At 32.8% G+C, this 17,178-nt stretch carries 13 protein-coding genes; 3 read left to right on the top strand and 10 right to left on the bottom strand.

The annotated features are described in order from the left end of the window. Nucleotides 1–124: 124 nt before the first annotated feature. The 4 genes from pulA to SB773_RS08600 form a co-directional block, all read right to left on the bottom strand. On the bottom strand, nucleotides 125–2,695 hold the full coding sequence (gene pulA / locus SB773_RS08585; protein WP_410589498.1) for a type I pullulanase: 2,571 nt from the start codon (nucleotides 2,693–2,695) through the stop codon (nucleotides 125–127). A 483-nt stretch (nucleotides 2,696–3,178) separates the two neighbouring features. Next, the gene (locus tag SB773_RS08590; RefSeq protein ID WP_088033797.1) at nucleotides 3,179–4,882 is read right to left on the bottom strand and encodes a M4 family metallopeptidase; all 1,704 of its coding nucleotides are present in this window, start codon (nucleotides 4,880–4,882) and stop codon (nucleotides 3,179–3,181) included. 686 nt (nucleotides 4,883–5,568) lie between these two features. After that, nucleotides 5,569–7,515: a bifunctional metallophosphatase/5'-nucleotidase gene (locus SB773_RS08595; RefSeq protein ID WP_410589500.1), complete on the bottom strand. Its 1,947-nt coding sequence runs from the start codon at nucleotides 7,513–7,515 to the stop codon at nucleotides 5,569–5,571. A gap of 555 nt (nucleotides 7,516–8,070) precedes the next feature. After that, nucleotides 8,071–8,586 carry a DinB family protein gene (locus tag SB773_RS08600; protein WP_001091627.1) on the bottom strand — a complete coding sequence of 172 codons (516 nt, stop codon included), beginning with the start codon at nucleotides 8,584–8,586 and terminating at the stop codon, nucleotides 8,071–8,073. 536 nt (nucleotides 8,587–9,122) lie between these two features. Here SB773_RS08600 and secY point away from each other — a divergent pair. Continuing rightward, nucleotides 9,123–10,427: a preprotein translocase subunit SecY gene (gene secY, locus SB773_RS08605; RefSeq protein WP_002069884.1), complete on the top strand. Its 1,305-nt coding sequence runs from the start codon at nucleotides 9,123–9,125 to the stop codon at nucleotides 10,425–10,427. Nucleotides 10,428–10,508: 81 nt separating this feature from the next. Further along, a complete protein-coding gene (locus SB773_RS08610) occupies nucleotides 10,509–10,952 on the top strand; it encodes a carboxymuconolactone decarboxylase family protein (RefSeq protein ID WP_131246246.1) in 444 nt (147 codons plus the stop codon). Nucleotides 10,953–11,167: 215 nt separating this feature from the next. On the opposite strand, the gene SB773_RS08615 is transcribed toward SB773_RS08610, so the two are convergent. Beyond that, nucleotides 11,168–12,085, bottom strand: a complete 918-nt coding sequence (locus tag SB773_RS08615; protein WP_002127552.1) for a DMT family transporter — start codon at nucleotides 12,083–12,085, stop codon at nucleotides 11,168–11,170. Between the two features lie 148 nt (nucleotides 12,086–12,233). On the opposite strand from SB773_RS08615, the gene pdxR reads away from it, so the two are divergent. Continuing rightward, nucleotides 12,234–13,673, top strand: coding sequence for a MocR-like pyridoxine biosynthesis transcription factor PdxR (gene pdxR / locus SB773_RS08620; RefSeq protein ID WP_410589504.1), 1,440 nt, complete (start codon nucleotides 12,234–12,236; stop codon nucleotides 13,671–13,673). 340 nt (nucleotides 13,674–14,013) lie between these two features. Here pdxR and SB773_RS08625 read toward each other — a convergent pair whose 3' ends face one another. The 5 genes from SB773_RS08625 to SB773_RS08645 form a co-directional block, all read right to left on the bottom strand. After that, nucleotides 14,014–14,436: a DUF3995 domain-containing protein gene (locus SB773_RS08625; protein ID WP_410589506.1), complete on the bottom strand. Its 423-nt coding sequence runs from the start codon at nucleotides 14,434–14,436 to the stop codon at nucleotides 14,014–14,016. A 158-nt stretch (nucleotides 14,437–14,594) separates the two neighbouring features. Beyond that, nucleotides 14,595–15,128: a TetR/AcrR family transcriptional regulator gene (locus SB773_RS08630; RefSeq protein ID WP_410589508.1), complete on the bottom strand. Its 534-nt coding sequence runs from the start codon at nucleotides 15,126–15,128 to the stop codon at nucleotides 14,595–14,597. A 242-nt stretch (nucleotides 15,129–15,370) separates the two neighbouring features. Beyond that, entirely contained in the window at nucleotides 15,371–15,868 is a 498-nt protein-coding gene (locus SB773_RS08635; RefSeq protein ID WP_002085380.1) for a DUF421 domain-containing protein, read from the bottom strand. Further along, nucleotides 15,852–16,118 (bottom strand): Rossmann-fold NAD(P)-binding domain-containing protein, encoded by a 267-nt coding sequence (locus tag SB773_RS08640; protein WP_410589511.1) that lies wholly within the window; start codon nucleotides 16,116–16,118, stop codon nucleotides 15,852–15,854. The genes SB773_RS08635 and SB773_RS08640 overlap by 17 nt, the downstream gene beginning before the upstream one ends. A gap of 82 nt (nucleotides 16,119–16,200) precedes the next feature. Continuing rightward, nucleotides 16,201–17,127 carry a zinc-binding dehydrogenase gene (locus tag SB773_RS08645; protein ID WP_410589513.1) on the bottom strand — a complete coding sequence of 309 codons (927 nt, stop codon included), beginning with the start codon at nucleotides 17,125–17,127 and terminating at the stop codon, nucleotides 16,201–16,203. Between the last annotated feature and the right edge of the window lie 51 nt (nucleotides 17,128–17,178).

Raw genomic sequence — 17,178 nt, forward strand, 5'->3', positions numbered from 1 at the left:
AGTATGTGAAATTATATTACTTTAACTTTAAAAGCGAAGTGAAAACAACCTTCACTTCGCTTTTTTCATTTGCAATCCCTATTCAATTTGCTCAATTCAGTATATACTTTCACATTATTTGCTTTTATTTAATCGGTTTCTCTGTTTTTAAAACTAGTGAACTTAATGCAGGAACTTTAATTTTATTGTCATGGACAACGTAAAGTGTTTTACTTCCCGCCTGATTCTCGTTTACTAGCACTTTCCATGGACCTTTCGATGGAAGTGTTATGTCAACGGCTTCCCTATTTGCATTGTGAGCCACCATAAAGTATTCGCTTTTATTCCCACTTCCCTTTCCATCTATTGTATAAGCTACAACATTTTTGGGAACATCGATAAAAGCTACATACTTTTTAATTTGCTCTGCAGAAGTCATACGAAAAGCTGAGTATTTTTTTCGTAAATCTATTAAGCCCTTCATATACTCTACTTCATTATTAAATGCTGCACGGCGTAACCAATCCATCTGGTTAATAGAATCAGGAGATTTGTAACTATTATGATCACCATATTTTGTGCGCATAAACTCTTGTCCTGCATGTAAGAATGGAATACCTTGTGATGTTAATAAAATAGAAGAAGATAATTTATGCATTTGTTTTCGCATTTCTTCACTGTCACCTGAATTAGTCAACTCAAGTTTATCCCATAAAGTATGATTGTCATGTGCTTCCACATAAGTTAGCACCTGCTCCGGATCTTCATAAGTAGACGAATTTGTATCATAGTCAATACCGGCTGTAATGCCTTTTTTAATACGTTCTTCCATGTTTTGCTTTCCATTTACAAAACCATTTTCTTTCTCCTCAAATACACTACCTTTCAATCCATCACGAATATTATCGTTAAAATGAGCAATCCCTTTCATTTTCTCCGCATTTTTTTGATTTGCTTTCAATTCAGCTGCAAGAGGTGTATTTAAATCCCAGCCTTCTCCATGCAGAATAATAGAAGGATCAATTTGATTAACAGCTTTACGTATCTCATTCATCGTTTCATAATCATGAATACCCATTAAATCAAAACGGAACCCATCTAAATTGTATTCTTTTGCCCAGTATGTGACGGAATCTACCATAAATTTTCTCATCATCTTTCGTTCTGAAGCGGTATCATTCCCTACTCCAGTTCCATTTGCTAATGTTCCGTCTTCATTGTAACGATAATAGTAACCTGGAACTAACTTATGAAAATTTGATTCAGCGGCATTATACATATGGTTATATACTACGTCCATCACAACACGAAGATTATTATCATGCAGCGCTTGAATCATTTGCTTTAATTCAGTTATTCGAACAGTCGGCTCATAAGGATTTGTAGAATAGGAGCCCTCTGGGACGTTGAAATTTTTCGGATCATATCCCCAGTTATATTGTGGTTCATTTAAAGTTTCTTCATTTACTGAAGCATAATCAAATATCGGTAAAAACTGAACGTGAGTAACACCAAGATCTTTCATATGATCAAGTCCTGTTTTTACACCTTCAGGCCCTTTTGTTCCTTTTTCTGTTACACCTAAATATTTCCCTTTTTGCTTAATACCACTTTCAGGTTGGATGGAAAGATCGCGTACATGCAATTCATAAATAATAGCATCTTCCGGATTTTTAAATTTCGGTTTTTTGTTTGCTTTCCATTTTTTCGGATTTGTTTCTTCTAAATCAACAACTGCACCTTTATCTCCATTTACAGAAGCAGCACGCACATACGGATCAACCGCTTCAGTCCACTTATCCCCAATTTTCACCTTATACGTATAAAAGAGACCTTTTTGGTTCCCTTTAAGTTCTGCTTTCCAAGTTCCCTTTTCACCTTGTTGCATGTTTATTTCAGTACCTATTTTATCGCTCCATTTTTTATATGTAACTAACTTCGCTTCACTCGCAGTAGGAGCCCATAAACGGAACTTTGTATGTTGCGGAGTATATATATTCCCTAAATCATTACCACCATAATAAAATAAATTATCAAATTCCTCGCTACGAATGACTTTACCGATTTCAGTATTCGCATCAGCTAAGTTTGCTATTTTAACTTTGTATGTTTGTTTTAAATCAATTTTCTGTTCCGTAATTATTTTAACCTTATTAGTAATATCTCCACTATTTTTATCATAAGGACTAATTCCCTTAATTTTAACGTCTTCAATTTCAATTTTCTGTTCCTTACTATTAAACGGAACATTAGTCGTTACAGTAATTTCATTAAAACTATCAATAGTAGCTTTTTGAATTGAGAGATCCGAAGAAGGCTTAGAGTTATATACTTTTTCATCACCCGAAAGGATCCATACTTCAGCACGACCATCCCTTATATTTTCAACCCAGTGATCACTTCCATCTTTTTCCCATTCATTGGTACGAACTATAAATCCTACACGATTATAGTCACCATCTATTTTTATCTTAGCGTATTTTCCAAATTCATCTTCACCAGTAAATTCATAAGATTTACCGTTTGCATTTTCTCCCCATACCCAAAGATTCCAGTCTTTTGTATTTCCAGATTTCTCTTTGTAATGAATGATAACTTCAGTTGTTTTCGAATTTGAAACTGCCTTCACACTCTGAAAAGAGAAAACAGATGATAACATAACGATTATGGCAAGTAATAAAAATGATTTGTTAATTAATCTTTTTGTCATTTGCACCACATACACCCTTTCTTTAAATAGTACGAGCTATTTATTATGCTCATACTAAATTACACTGCTTAAATTAATGTAGAAATCTCTTTTACTTCACCCCCATATTGACTATTTTCACGTATGTATTTCAATGATCTTTTAATACGAAAACGTTTGCATTAATGCTTAAAAAAATAGATTTTTTTTGCCTTCATATAGTTGTAAATACTAAAAGATCAGGGAAATCATTTTAAAGCAATCGTTTGTTATCGCTTTCATTTTATAGCACTTACTATTAAAAGGTCAATATATTATTAATTTTCTGTTTTATATCCTTGAAATCTTATATATTTGTCGTAACTTATTGAAGATAGATGCCTGATTATTGCTTAGTAAGTTTATTTTCACTAGTGTATTGCTACGTAAAAAAACAGCTAATATCCTTAAAATGATATTAGCTGTTTTTTCATAATGTATTAATATATGAATGAAAACTATATTTCTAACTTACTTAATTTTTGCTGCATCAAATGCCTTTTGCACCGCTTGAACTTCAGCTGTATTCGCCCCATATTTATTAGTTGCCACTCGAATACATGCTGATTTCAATTCTTTGAAATTAGATGTCATGTTTAATTCATCTGTATTTGCATAATAGAAAATATCAAACATTTTATCTTCACCAATTCCTTTAACAGTTACCCCGTTATGCGTTCCACCTTTTGCAATGAGATACGCAACTTTATTAATAATGCTTGAATTAAAATGAACGCCGCCTTGATCCCATCCATTAAAATCGTTAAATTCACTGTAATCATCTGGATAAGGTACTCCAAGTGAAGATGGAACAGAAGCTGGGTTTTCCATATCACGGAAAACAGATCCAGTTTGTTCTCCCATTGTCCAGTTAAAGCTTCCATTATTTACGTATTTCTCAATAGATGTTCCCATAATATCAGATAGTGCTTCATTAATCGCACCAGATTCACCGTAATATTCAAGATTAGATTCGCTAGAAGTAACAGCATGTGTAAATTCATGTCCAGCTACGTCATATGCCTTGACAATAGGATCACCATATACAAGCATACTTCCATTATTAGCACTTAATGCATTTTGCCAATTTTTCGGATCGTTCGTATCTTCAGAATCCCAAGCATGTACAACTGAAACTACCTTTTGTCCCTTATTATCAAAACTATTACGCTTGTATTTATCTTTATAAAAATCAAATACCTTTGTTGCTAAGTAATGAGCACTTACTGCTTTTGGATCGTTAAATGTTGTTGAAGTGCTGGTTGCTAATGTACCAGGATAATAGCTTTCTTCTTTAGTAATATCTCTGTAATTCACATCATATGTTTCAATTCCTTGCCCTCTTGTATAATCAGCAAGTGCATATTTGCCATTACTTTGTTTAGAAATACCAAATGAACGAGATATACCTAAATCATCTTTTCCTGTTCCAGTTAATGATGTAAGACTACTTTTTTTACTTTCCTTTAAAGCTCCAACTAGTTTTTCACTTGCTTTTAAGTTAGATTCTTGTACCATATTTTTTAACATATCACCATTTTGTGCATTTACTAAATAAGTTCCGGAAACATAGTTTGGTGTTGCCGCTTCAAATGTAACTTGGTATGCATTGCTAGCTTGTCCATTATTTTCATCAACAAAAATAACTTCCTTAACTTCTGGCTCAGAAATAAACTTGATATCGTTCCCGTACTTCGTATAAATATATTGTTTCGCTCCATCTTTTGATAGATTAATAGGCTTTTTCAATTCTTCTTGTTTTAAATTTTGCGCGCTATCGCCTGAAACACTTTTAATAACACCCTTATTATCTACGTGTGCAGTTAATTGATGGCCATATACTTCTTTTCCTTCGTATGTTTGCTGCATACGCACAAGTGTTGTTCCATCATACGAACCACGTTTTTGAAGAACTTTATAATCTACTCCTGTTTCTCCATTGACTTGCTTTGAAGAAAGAGCTTGTTCAGCTTTCTCCTTAAGAGCATCTTTTACTACATTCTCTGGTGTTTTTTGTGACGGTTGTGTAAGTTCACCTGAACGGAATGAGTCCTCCTGAATTTGAACTTGAAGTTGATCTGTTTCCTCTGCATGACCTATTCCGTATGGTGCCACAGCTGTTAAAGCTAATCCTGTTGTTAATGCTACTTTAGTTAATGTCTTTGTGTTTTTCATTTTTTCACCTCGTATAATTTTTGAAATAGAAAGCTTGTACAAAGTATACTGTCTATTTATGTCGAAAAAAAGAGAAAATACAAAATTTATGTAATATTATGCAAAATTACATATATGTGGTCGATAAAATAAAAAATGAGCCCTTTTAGGTGCTCATCCAATTGGTTAGTCGTTAATTATCTATATTCAATCTAATCAAAGTACACTTATATCTTATTAACAACATAAAAAACCACTCTTTACTATTTTAAGAATAGTAGATAAATACTTTAGTGAGGCAACGCATATACAAGTTAGATTTTCCAATATAATTTTGTTATTTATGTCTATAGCTGCATGGATTGTAACGTTTTGAGACTGCTGAAGTCTTATATGAGTTTCAGGCTTTTTTATCTTGTCAAAAATATCTTTCAAAGATAAATTTGTCTCCCCATTTAAATATAGAAAAGGACATATCTATTGCATGTTATTAACTTAAGGTATGTTCTTTTAAAGCATATTATAAATATACATAGTGAGAAATGAAACAATAATTATTCAAATACAAAATCCCCTAAATTTTTAAAGCGATTTAGGGGATTTTTTACCGATGATTCTCTATATTTCCATACCGATCACAAACTTTTTTAGGATAATGGTATGTCCAAGTTTAATAGTTTTTTGCACGAGAGCCATCTTTTTTATATTTATTTAATTATCCTACTAAGTTTTTTGTAAAATTCACCTTTTCTTTTTACATGATTAAACTGATTTGGATTAATATTAGCTTTTTGTGAGAGTGCTACAATCTCTTCTTTTGTAATTGAATCTTTAGTATTTATAGATGCTATATTTGTATATTTTCCATCTTCTGTTTTTGGGATTTCTAAAATCCCTTTATTTACAAGATCAACTACAGCCTTATGCTCTGAAGAATGTGTATCTACACCAGTAATTTTCCAATTATGCATAACTTTTGGCGTGTATACACCGTTCTTTACCTCTTTTAAATATGTAATAGCAAGGTTACGAATGGTTCCACCTGTTTCTCCGAATGCATTCTCTTGTTTAGATGACCAAGTTTGTTCAAATTTACGTCCCTCTAAAGCTCCCCCTTTTGCCTGAAGAGCCTCCATTCTATACGCATTCATTCCTAGTGTCATAACATCGCTCATTTTGATTGGTTTATTTGTACGAATAGAGCGTAAATTTGTAATTCTACTTCCATATGGTTTTGTTAAGTCAATTTCGTACTTTACGCCTCCAAAGAAATCGTTCGTACTGTATTTAGACGCACGACGGTTTTTATCAAAGCTAACTGTTACATCTCCGGCACGAGATGAGTTAAAATATCCTGCTGCCCATTCCATATAATCTTTTAAATCTTTTCCGGTTATCTTATATACTGTAATTTCTCCCAAAGCATATTGATAATTATACGCAATATCTTTCTTCTTTATAGGACCTATATCCAAACGGGCATAATCATTATCAATTTGATGGGCTACTACATCCGCTTTACTGTAATAGAGCATGACTTCATGAAAGAAATCTGATAAAGGTGTCTCTTGAATCTGCACACTTGGAATACCCTTTATTTCATTTTCAGGAACAAGGTTTCTACCCTTTAATTGAGCGACTACAACATTTGCATCTCCTCTCGCATACTCATGAAAAGGTGTTAGTGTTTCTTCAAGTGTAGAATCAGATAATACTGTAGTTCCATCAGCATTTTTTACAGGTATAACGGTAGCAGTTTTATCTTTTAAAACCAACTTCCCATCTTGCTTTGTAAAAGTAAGGTCAATACGTGAAATATGTGTTCCATATTTATCTGGTTCTGTAATAATTACGCCATTTACAACTTCTTTTTTTACAAGTTTATGCATATGAGCCGCAAAAATAGCGCTTAGTTCCGGACAAGCATTCGCAATATCTTGAACACCAGTACCTGGGATTCCATTCTCATTTTCTAGTCCCATATGCATAACCCCTACCATTACATCTACTTTATCTTCTAATTCTTTAATAGCCTTTTTTGTCTCTTCTACTGGATTTTTCACTACTAAACCATCCAAATGATCTGTCCCTTTTTCAAAATCACTAATCATTGGTGTATTCATACCAATAATCCCGACTTTAATTCCACCTTTTTCAACAATCGTATATGCAGGAAGAAAACGCTCTCCATTTTCCTTATAAATATTTCCTGCTAACGTCTTTCCCTTGTATTGCTCACTAACTTTTTTCAATGTATCTAATCCAAAGTTGAATTCATGATTTCCAAATGCCCAGGCGTCATATCCCATTGTATTCATTGCTACCATCATTGGCGATTGTGGCTTATCGTTGAATAATTCTACTGAGTTTCCTTGAATTGTATCCCCGGCATCTACTAATATGGTATTTGGATTTTCTTGACGTACCTTCTTTATAACCGTATAAAGCTGCGTCAAACTTCCACTCATATTTGCTCCATCAAGCGCATAATCCCAAGGCATAAATCTACCATGAATATCTGCAGTACCTAACAATGTAATATTAACATTAGATTCCTCAGCCTTAGAAATAGCTGGTTTGACTGTTACTGCTGTTACAAGAAGCATAAGAATAATAAAATTGCATACATAGTTCTTCCATTTCATTTTTTGCATAATAACAATATTTCTCCCCTTTTGTACTGTCATAAAGTTGCTTGAACTTTAAAAATGTAACTTATTATTCAGAGAAATTCAACTACAAAAGATAATTTTGGAGGTGGTTTTGCTGTGAAAATATAGAGAATAAAATGCATATATCCCCTAACAGAATAGTATTTTATCGTTTTCTAATAAAATACTTTTTCCTCCAACGTGTGAAGAGCGCTAAACCCACGGTAGATGTATACGTACTTTCAAAATTTTGGACATACAACTCATTTTCAGATTTTATTTCTAATTTTTTCCTTCTATATAAAAATACTGAGATCACTTCCAAAAATAATAACCCCGCTCTTCATTTAAGACGGGGTTACACTTATACAGCAAATCGGATTCAGATTTTTTTCAAATGTTCGTTTCCTCTTCAGGAGTAAAATCTGCTAGTTTCGTATTTTTTTCTGCTTATTGGTTGCTTTCAACTAAATTCATCATAATTTTAATCAGGACTTGTATTTTATCACTCGAATCCTTGATGCTATCCCAAATCGCTCAATAAATAGATAATGATTTTTACTTTTCAACTCCACAAAGCAATTTTATCTCTTTAATTTGTTCTATATGACGCTGCTCATGCAAATAGATCAGTTCTATCCACTGATCAAGAAGTAATTCTCCAAGAGCTGGATGCGTCACTGATTTTTTCGCTAATATAGATTCATCTTCTATTGTACTCAGGAAACGCATCAATTCTTTTCTAGAGTCGTTTAACAAATCAACCATTTGCTGCACTTCAAATGGTTCTATACTTGGTTCAATCATTTCTGGGGCTATAAATTTTATCGATCTATCTAATAAAATAGTGTGAATTTCTTTACGCTCATTTAAGATACTATCCATCTTTTTTAATCCCGATGAAATAACTGTTATAACTCTCTCATCTAATAAAACTAAGTGATGACAAACTTGTGCTATACTCCATTTATCCTTATCTGGTTTCCTATTAAATTGAGCATCACTTAACAAAGTAATTTCCTCAAATAATTGATTTCTAGTTTCATAAAACTTGTCATTTACAAATGTATTCATGTGAATTCTCCTTTCGCTAGAACCTACATACTTAAATTCCTACGCTAGAAATATCCTCTATGGAAAAAAGATTTTCCTTCACTATTATTCCAATCCAATCTTTTCTTTCTTTAGTAGGTTCTCTAATTCATGCTGAAATGTATGAGTTCTCTCAACATCCTTGAAGATTTCCTTGAGGTTATTATGCGCTACAGCTACATCATAATACTTTCCACGGAATCCTTTCAATATAACTACATAAAACGTTCCTAATTATCAATCTAGCATTAAATATATGTAAAAAATCACCCTATTCATTCATTTTTAATGCTTATGTATGTACATTTGTTAATTTATTAGTTATATTATGGGTATTGAATGATTACGAAAAGTTAATAAATCGCTTGTATAACACCTTATATTTTTATATCCGTGAAAACTACAAAATGTATAAAATTCCATTTGTCAAATGAATTTAATGCGGAAGGAGGTTTGTGGTTACTTCATCGGGATATAATAATCAGTTTTGAACTGATAAAAATATAGGAGGCGACATAATGTTTCGTACGATTTCAAATTTCATGAGAGTAGCTGAGATAAGAAACAAAATTCTTTTTACACTAGCGATGCTAATTGTTTTTCGAATTGGCACGTTTATTCCAGTTCCTCATACTAACGCAGAGGTATTAAAAGTACAAGATCAAGCCAACGTTTTAGGTATGCTAAACGTATTTGGCGGAGGAGCACTGCAACACTTCTCAATCTTTGCTGTAGGTATCACACCATATATTACAGCTTCTATCATTGTACAATTACTACAAATGGACGTTGTACCTAAATTTACAGAATGGGCAAAGCAAGGAGAAATGGGCCGTAAGAAATCAGCTCAATTTACTCGCTACTTTACAATCATTCTCGCATTCATACAATCCATTGGGATGTCTTATGGTTTTAATAATATAGCAGGTGGACAATTAATTACAGATCAAAGCTGGACTACATACTTATTTATTGCGACAGTTTTAACTGCTGGTACTGCATTTTTACTTTGGTTAGGTGAACAAATTACCGCTAATGGCGTTGGTAATGGAATCTCAATGATTATCTTCGCAGGACTTGTTGCGGCGATTCCGAATGTCGCTAATCAAATTTATTTGCAACAATTCCAAAACGCAGGCGATCAGTTATTTATGCACATAATAAAAATGGTTTTAATTGGACTCGTAATTTTAGCGATAGTTGTTGGTGTTATTTACATTCAACAAGCTGTTCGAAAAATACCGATTCAATATGCAAAAGCTGTTTCAGGAAACAATCAATATCAAGGAGCAAAAAATACTCATTTACCTCTTAAAGTAAATAGTGCAGGTGTAATTCCTGTTATCTTTGCTTCAGCCTTTTTAATGACGCCGCGTACAATTGCGCAGCTCTTCCCTGATTCAAGCGTATCTAAATGGATAATTGCGAATCTTGATTTTGCACATCCATTTGGAATGACACTATATGTGGGTCTTATCGTTGCCTTCACATATTTCTACGCGTTTATTCAAGTAAATCCTGAACAAATGGCTGAGAATTTGAAAAAGCAAAACGGATATGTCCCGGGTATTCGCCCAGGTAAATCTACAGAACAGTATGTAACAAAAATTTTATACCGTTTAACATTTATCGGTGCGATTTTCTTAGGAGCAATTTCAATATTACCACTTGTATTTACAAAAATCGCTACATTACCACCATCTGCTCAAATCGGTGGTACAAGTTTACTAATCATCGTAGGTGTTGCATTAGAAACGATGAAGACGTTAGAAAGTCAACTTGTGAAGCGTCATTATAAAGGTTTTATAAAAAAAGTGAATTAATTACAAAAACACACTAGAAGTCACAATAGCGACCTAGTGTGTTTTTATTATAAAAACTTATAATAACGGAGGTTTTGTCTTATGAGTCAAAGAATTGCCTACTATGATATTTCACCTGATGGTATGAAAATTATGATGGATATGGAGAAATACACGAAGAAATCCTCAATTAATCGCGCTGTTAGAGAGCTTATCAAAATCAGAGTCTCTCAAATTAATGGTTGTGCTTATTGTGTCGATATGCATACTTCTGAAGCCCGAAAATTAGGTGAAGCCGAGCAAAGAATTTATTGCTTAAATGCTTGGGATGATTGTGATTTTTATACCCCTGAAGAAAAAGTTGCTTTGGAACTATCGGAGCATATTACTCTCATTCCTACTAAAAGAGTTCCTGAAAATCTATACAACCGAGTACGTGAACACTTTGACGAAAAACAATATGTTGACCTTGTGTTAATCATTAATCAAATAAACAGTTGGAATCGAATTTCTATCGCGATGGGTAATACCGTAATAAAAAAATAACACTTATCCACCAAACAATATGCGATTGATTTAGTTAAGTGTAAAATTAAATAAACCCTATATTAAAACACAGTTGGTTATTTCTCCAACTGTGTTTTTGATTTTACTATCTCTAATCTGTATTCTAATGTGTTAATCATTTTCTTCAAATTAACTATTTTTTCTTCTAAATTTCGAATACATTTTCCGCAGTTTTCCACATCATTAAACTTTAACTACATCTCTTTTTTTAACAACCTTCCTTGCTTAAAATAAACTCCAAGTGTAGAACGATTCGCTAAAAATACACCAATCAAGATTAAACAAGCTCCAATTCCCATTGCAGGATTTAATGGTTCTCCTAATACAAAATAACCTACAATAACAGCGATTAACGGGGATACATATAACCACGTTGATGGAAATACAGGATTTGTTTTTGATAAAAGCCAGTAATATAAACCGTGCCCACCGATAGACCCTACAAATATGAGATATAAAATTGGCCATTGTACATTCCAAGATGTTAAGATTGTTAGATTAGGCTGTTCCATTACGATAGATACAATTAACAACAAAACTCCTCCATAGAACATTTGAATGCCGTTAATGAGAAATGGTGATACGTTAGGTAAATCTGAAAGTATTTCTTTTGAACGAATAGAACCTATTCCATAAAACAACTCCCCTACTAATATAACAAGGCAAGCGATACTCCATATGAATGTAAGTTCTTGATGCATTCCAGGTAAAGAAATGCAAAAAACACCTATAAGTGCTATAACTAAAGCAACAAGTTGTTCTTTTTGCAATTTTGTTTTATTTCTCTTTGATTGCAATAGCAAGATCATCATTGGACCCGTAGCAGATAGAATTGCAGCTAATCCAGAAGAAATATATTGTTCTGCCCAGTAAAGGGTCGCGAATGTCATAAATGTTAAACAAAAACCAGCATATATAATACGTTTTGATAATAAGTAAGGCATAATATCCTTTCTCTTTAATTTAAAAATAATAATGAGAATAAGACCGGCCAAAAAGAAGCGAATTCCAGCTGAAAATAACGGCGGTGCACCTGCCTCAATTCCGATTTTTATCGTTAAAAATGTTGTTCCAAAGATGATACATACTAAAATATAATTTAAAATGACCATTTTCCTTCCTCCTTTTTACTCTTGAAATGAGTATAGAGGATATGGTGTATAACAGTGTATCCGAGCATATAACAGTTGAATAAAAATATAGTTGATTGTCAGACTATTTTTCGCTTTAATTAAATTAAAAAGAAAAACAGGTGATTCTATGAAGATAGTACTACGTAAAGAATCCAACATACCATATTACCAACAAATATATATGCAAATTGTTGAGAGAATTCAAAGCGGGATGCTTTCGCATGGCGATTACCTCCCTTCTTTACGTTCTATGGCCGATGATTTGCAAATTAGTTTATTAACTGTTCGTAAAGCTTATAAACAGTTAGAAACGAAAGGTTATATACGAATTGAACAAGGAAAAGGTGCCTATATACATAAACGTGTGAACAAAGATTTCAAACCAATTCCATATCAATGGCAACAAACGAAATCCATTAATGTTATGCGTTCTCAATATGTAATGAACCAACATCGTAAATATTTTGATTTTTCACAGGCTGTCCTTTATCCACGTTTATTACCAAATCCGTTTCTTTCAGATGAAATGCACAAATTACTTAATAAGGATCAAATGATACTGGCAACATACGGACCTGTTCAAGGTGACAAAGAACTTAGAGTGGAAATAACAAACTACTTAAAAGAACACCAACAAGTAGTTACAGATCCATCTCAATTATTAATTACAAGTGGTGCCCAGCAAGGAATCGATTTAATCGCCCAAACATTATTAAAGCCTGGAGACATAGTGTTAGTAGAAAGTCCGTGTTATGGAGCGGCGCTTGATGTATTTGTTAATAAAGGAGTTCAAATTATCCCTGTTAGTCTTGATAACAACGGCATTCGCTCAGATCTAATCGATGATATTTGTCAAAGAAAGAATCCTGTTTTGTTATATGTGAATCCTACTTTTCAAAATCCAACGGGCACAGTAATGAGTAAAGAAAGAAGAATGGAACTTGTAGAACTAGCAGAGCTATATAACTTCTTCATTATTGAGGATGATTCTTTCGGAGAAATTTATTTTGAGGATTTTAAAATTCCCCCTCCAATAAAAAGCTTTGATACAAATGGTCATGTTATATATTTAAAAGGATTTAGTAAAACGTTAGCACCAGGTCTTCGCATCGCGGCACTTGCAGCTGAAGGACATATCTTTGAATGGTTATACGCTGTGAAGGCTTCTATGGATATTGGTAGCCCTTTATTAACGCAGAAAGCACTACTTCCTTTTTTACGAGCGGAACGAATGAAAAATCATTTAGAAAAATTACGTACAGCTTTACAAATTAGACGAGATTTAACAATTGGTATATTATCTCCATTAAAAGAATTAGAATTTGAAATACCTAATGGTGGATTTAACTTATGGGTTACACTCCCACAGTCAATCGATCCTTTTACATTATTACAAAAAACAAATGAAGTAGATGTTTCTTTTTTACCTGGAACAGCTTGTCTATTAAACCATGAAACTCAATATAATCATTTACGAATTAGTTATTCAATGTTAAATGATAAAGATATGTTGATTGGATTAGAAAGATTACATGATACCATTGCTAAGTTTAAATCAATGATTTAAACTCCAAAACAACAACTAACCTATTATTCACACAATAAAAAACCAACACTTTAAAATTTTATTAAAAGTCAAGATATAAGCTGAACCTATTATTAATAGTGAATTCTTATCTAATGTCATACATTAGATTTATAAAAATTAAAAGGATAGAAGCGCTTGAATAAATTCGCCCTATCTATCCTCTTTTTAAACACAAATGACTAATCATAGCGGACTTCGCTGTCACCAGAACCCGTATTGCTCTATTGCTATGCTCAAACTTTTTTTTATTGCTACTTGTTCAATAAGAGCTGTTTTCTTCCTGCATAAAATTTATTTTATAGGGAATTCATTATACTTATTAAAACAACAACATGATATAGACAAAACTAAAGAATAAGCATAATGGACTATAGAACCAAGTGTCATATCTAGCAAACTGAGAATGTTTAATTTTTTTAAAAAATCCAACAAACTTAAAATCACCAATTGCCCTAATAATGAAAACTAAAGCACAGACAATACTTCCGATTTTAGATAAACTATTTGCTTCGAACCCCTGCAAATAACCTACTTGAACAACAATAATGACACTAGCTAATAGAATAAGAATGGCTACGAATAATGTTCCCCATATTCTCGGAGTAAAAGCAGGCTTATGTTCTCCCTCTTTTACTGGGATAACAGCAGCAGAACCCCATCGACCTCCAAAAGCCCAATAAATATGCAAAAAACTGATAAACCACAGAAGCCCCACAGCTACTACTATTAATAGTAATTTCATTTATTCGCCCCCAATTTTGTAACTTCAAAGATAACATACACTACCGTATGTTATAGTGGAAATTTTGTCCCTTCAGGTTTTATAACCATATTAGGGACATTTATTATCGAATAATCAATTATGCCTCAGCATAATTGCGTCCGGAGGCTTTACTTTTTTCAATGGATGTTTGGACACCCGCTGAAAGAAGTTAAAAGCTCAACCATTTTATCAATATTAAAATTAGGATTTGCTTCAAACCTTGTCATCCATCCTACATACGTTAAATAGGCAAGTCTCGCTCGATCAATTGATTCAGTTTCGTCTACGCCCATTTTTTGATACAATTTTGCAACACAAGAAATTCTTTGTTCTTCTATATCTACTAAACGTGTTGCCACAACAGGATCATATTTAGCCCAAGCATAAATACCATTCTCAATTTTTTTATCTCGATTAAAACTAATCTGTAATAGCTGTTCTAAAGAGGTATCCTGTTGCTCCATACTTTGAACAATCAGCTTTGTTGCATGTACTTCCCAAAAGTCGAGCATAGAATCTAAAAGCTCTTGATGGTCACGAAAATAGTGATAGAAGCTTCCTTTGCTTATTTTTAGCAATCGAGCAAGTGCTTCAATGCGAACTTTATGTATTCCTTCATTAGCTAATTGTTGTAATCCTACTTTTATCCAGTCTTCCCTCGTTAATTGCATATTATCTCTCCAATAAAATACGGTAGCGTATGTTTTACGTTAGATTACTACTATTCTCATTTTTTGTCAATTTTTCATTCTGTTTATTTTTATGAACTTTAATGTTGTTGTTAATCGTAATATTGATCGTCATCACCCTCGGTAAATTGGATAACACGAAAGTCCCTTCAGGATTACTGAAGGGACTATTACACGTTTGCGAAAAGTGCCTTTATGTACAAGAAGCGCTTTTCAGTCTAAAACTATTTTTTCAGATTGCATTGCTCTAGAAGCTTTTCTAGCATTTCCAAAGTAACTGGTTGTGCTTTAGTAGTTAGTTGATACCCAATCCGTCCATTCGTTTCTACAGTTGCTTGTTGTAAATTCTTGATTTCATGTATACCTTTTTCTCTCAGATGCATAAATAATTGTTGTTCTGACATTTTCGCGCGTAATAAATTCTTTTTTAAGATTTCTCCGTTTTCTATAACAATAATGCTATTTCCATTTAGAAACTTTTCTACTTTTCGTGATTTCAATTCAAAAAAATGAATAATAAGTAAAACACCCGCAAAAATAAACGCAGCAAAAATAGATGGGCCTACTTTCCTACTTAATATAGGTTCTACAATAATACGTCCTATAGAAACCACAATAATAATTTCAGCTCTCGTCATTTGGCTAACAGATTTACTACCTGTCAATTTTAAAACAATAATTCCAGTGAGGATTAAAATAATGCTTTCAAAAAGTATATTCATTACAGCCCAATCCTTTAATTGTGAGTGTTACTAGTATTCCCATTAAAGGATTTTTATGATATTTTAAAGTATCCATTCTCTTTACGTGCCTTATTCTTTGAAGCACCTCTCTCTCAGCTAGTACTGGTAAAGCATCAACTTTCTTCATTGCTTCTACTTGTGATTCGTTACGAATCATTGCATACACAGTATGACCTTCTTTTATTGGTATTAAAGAACGTGCTATTACACCTGCTACAAAAATTTGCAAATGTGTTTCTTCTTATTTTAAATATCATAATTGAGACAAAACATATATAAGGTATGTGACAAATATTTGGTTAGTTTTTTCATTATTCATATGAAACGTATACTTTTAAAGGATTAATTATCTCTTGACTCAGTTTCTCAAAACATTGTATGAGTGCAGTATAATGTATTTCATGTTGAAAAATTTCTTCTATAAATGGTGTTTGTTCTATTTTTCTAAAAAACCAATCTGCATGTTTTTGATAATCATATCCGTCACTTGACCCAATGATTTGCAATTCTTTCCGATAAAAGTCGGCGGTTAATGTTAGTTCTTCTTTATTACCATCTGAAAGTATACATATTACACCATTACTATTAAGAGCTTTTTGCAATGTACGAAATCCGCTATGTGTAGCTGAGCATTCGAAACCGTAACTATATGTTTCTATTATTCGCTCTTCTGAATCATATATGTTTTTTGCTCCAAATTTCTGTGCCAATTCTCTTCTATTTCTATTAGGTTCAACAACATCCACATAATCCACACCTGCATAGTATTTTAAGAAATAACATGTGAGTAAACCCATAACTCCCATTCCAGTTATAAGTACTTTTTTATCCTGTTGTGGGTTTAGTTTTAATACTCCTTTAGCGGCATCACATGAAAGAATGGATAATAAGGCAACTTTAGGCTTTATATAACTAGGTATTCGAATTACTTTATGTCCCTTAACTATTCCTATCGTTTGATGCCCATAAAAAGAAACCACTTTATCGCCTATGTTTAAATTTGTTACTTTATTACCAACTTGAATAACTTCACCATAACTTTCATATCCAGTTTCTCTTGGATAAAAAGGATTTGTATCTGTAACATCCGATTCTTTATACTGTGGTAACTCTGCTCCAATACTAATTGCACCTGCGATTGTTTTAACGATAATTTCATCATCCTGTAAAGACCTAATTTTATCCGTTTGCCACTTCAGTTGTTTAGGCCCTTCTAGAACTAATTTATATTGTTCCATTACTACTCTCTCACTTTATAAAAAATATATTCTCACTAAACTTTAAGCTAT

Source organism: Bacillus sp. SIMBA_074, assembly GCF_046534555.1.
Lineage (GTDB): Bacteria > Bacillota > Bacilli > Bacillales > Bacillaceae_G > Bacillus_A > Bacillus_A mycoides.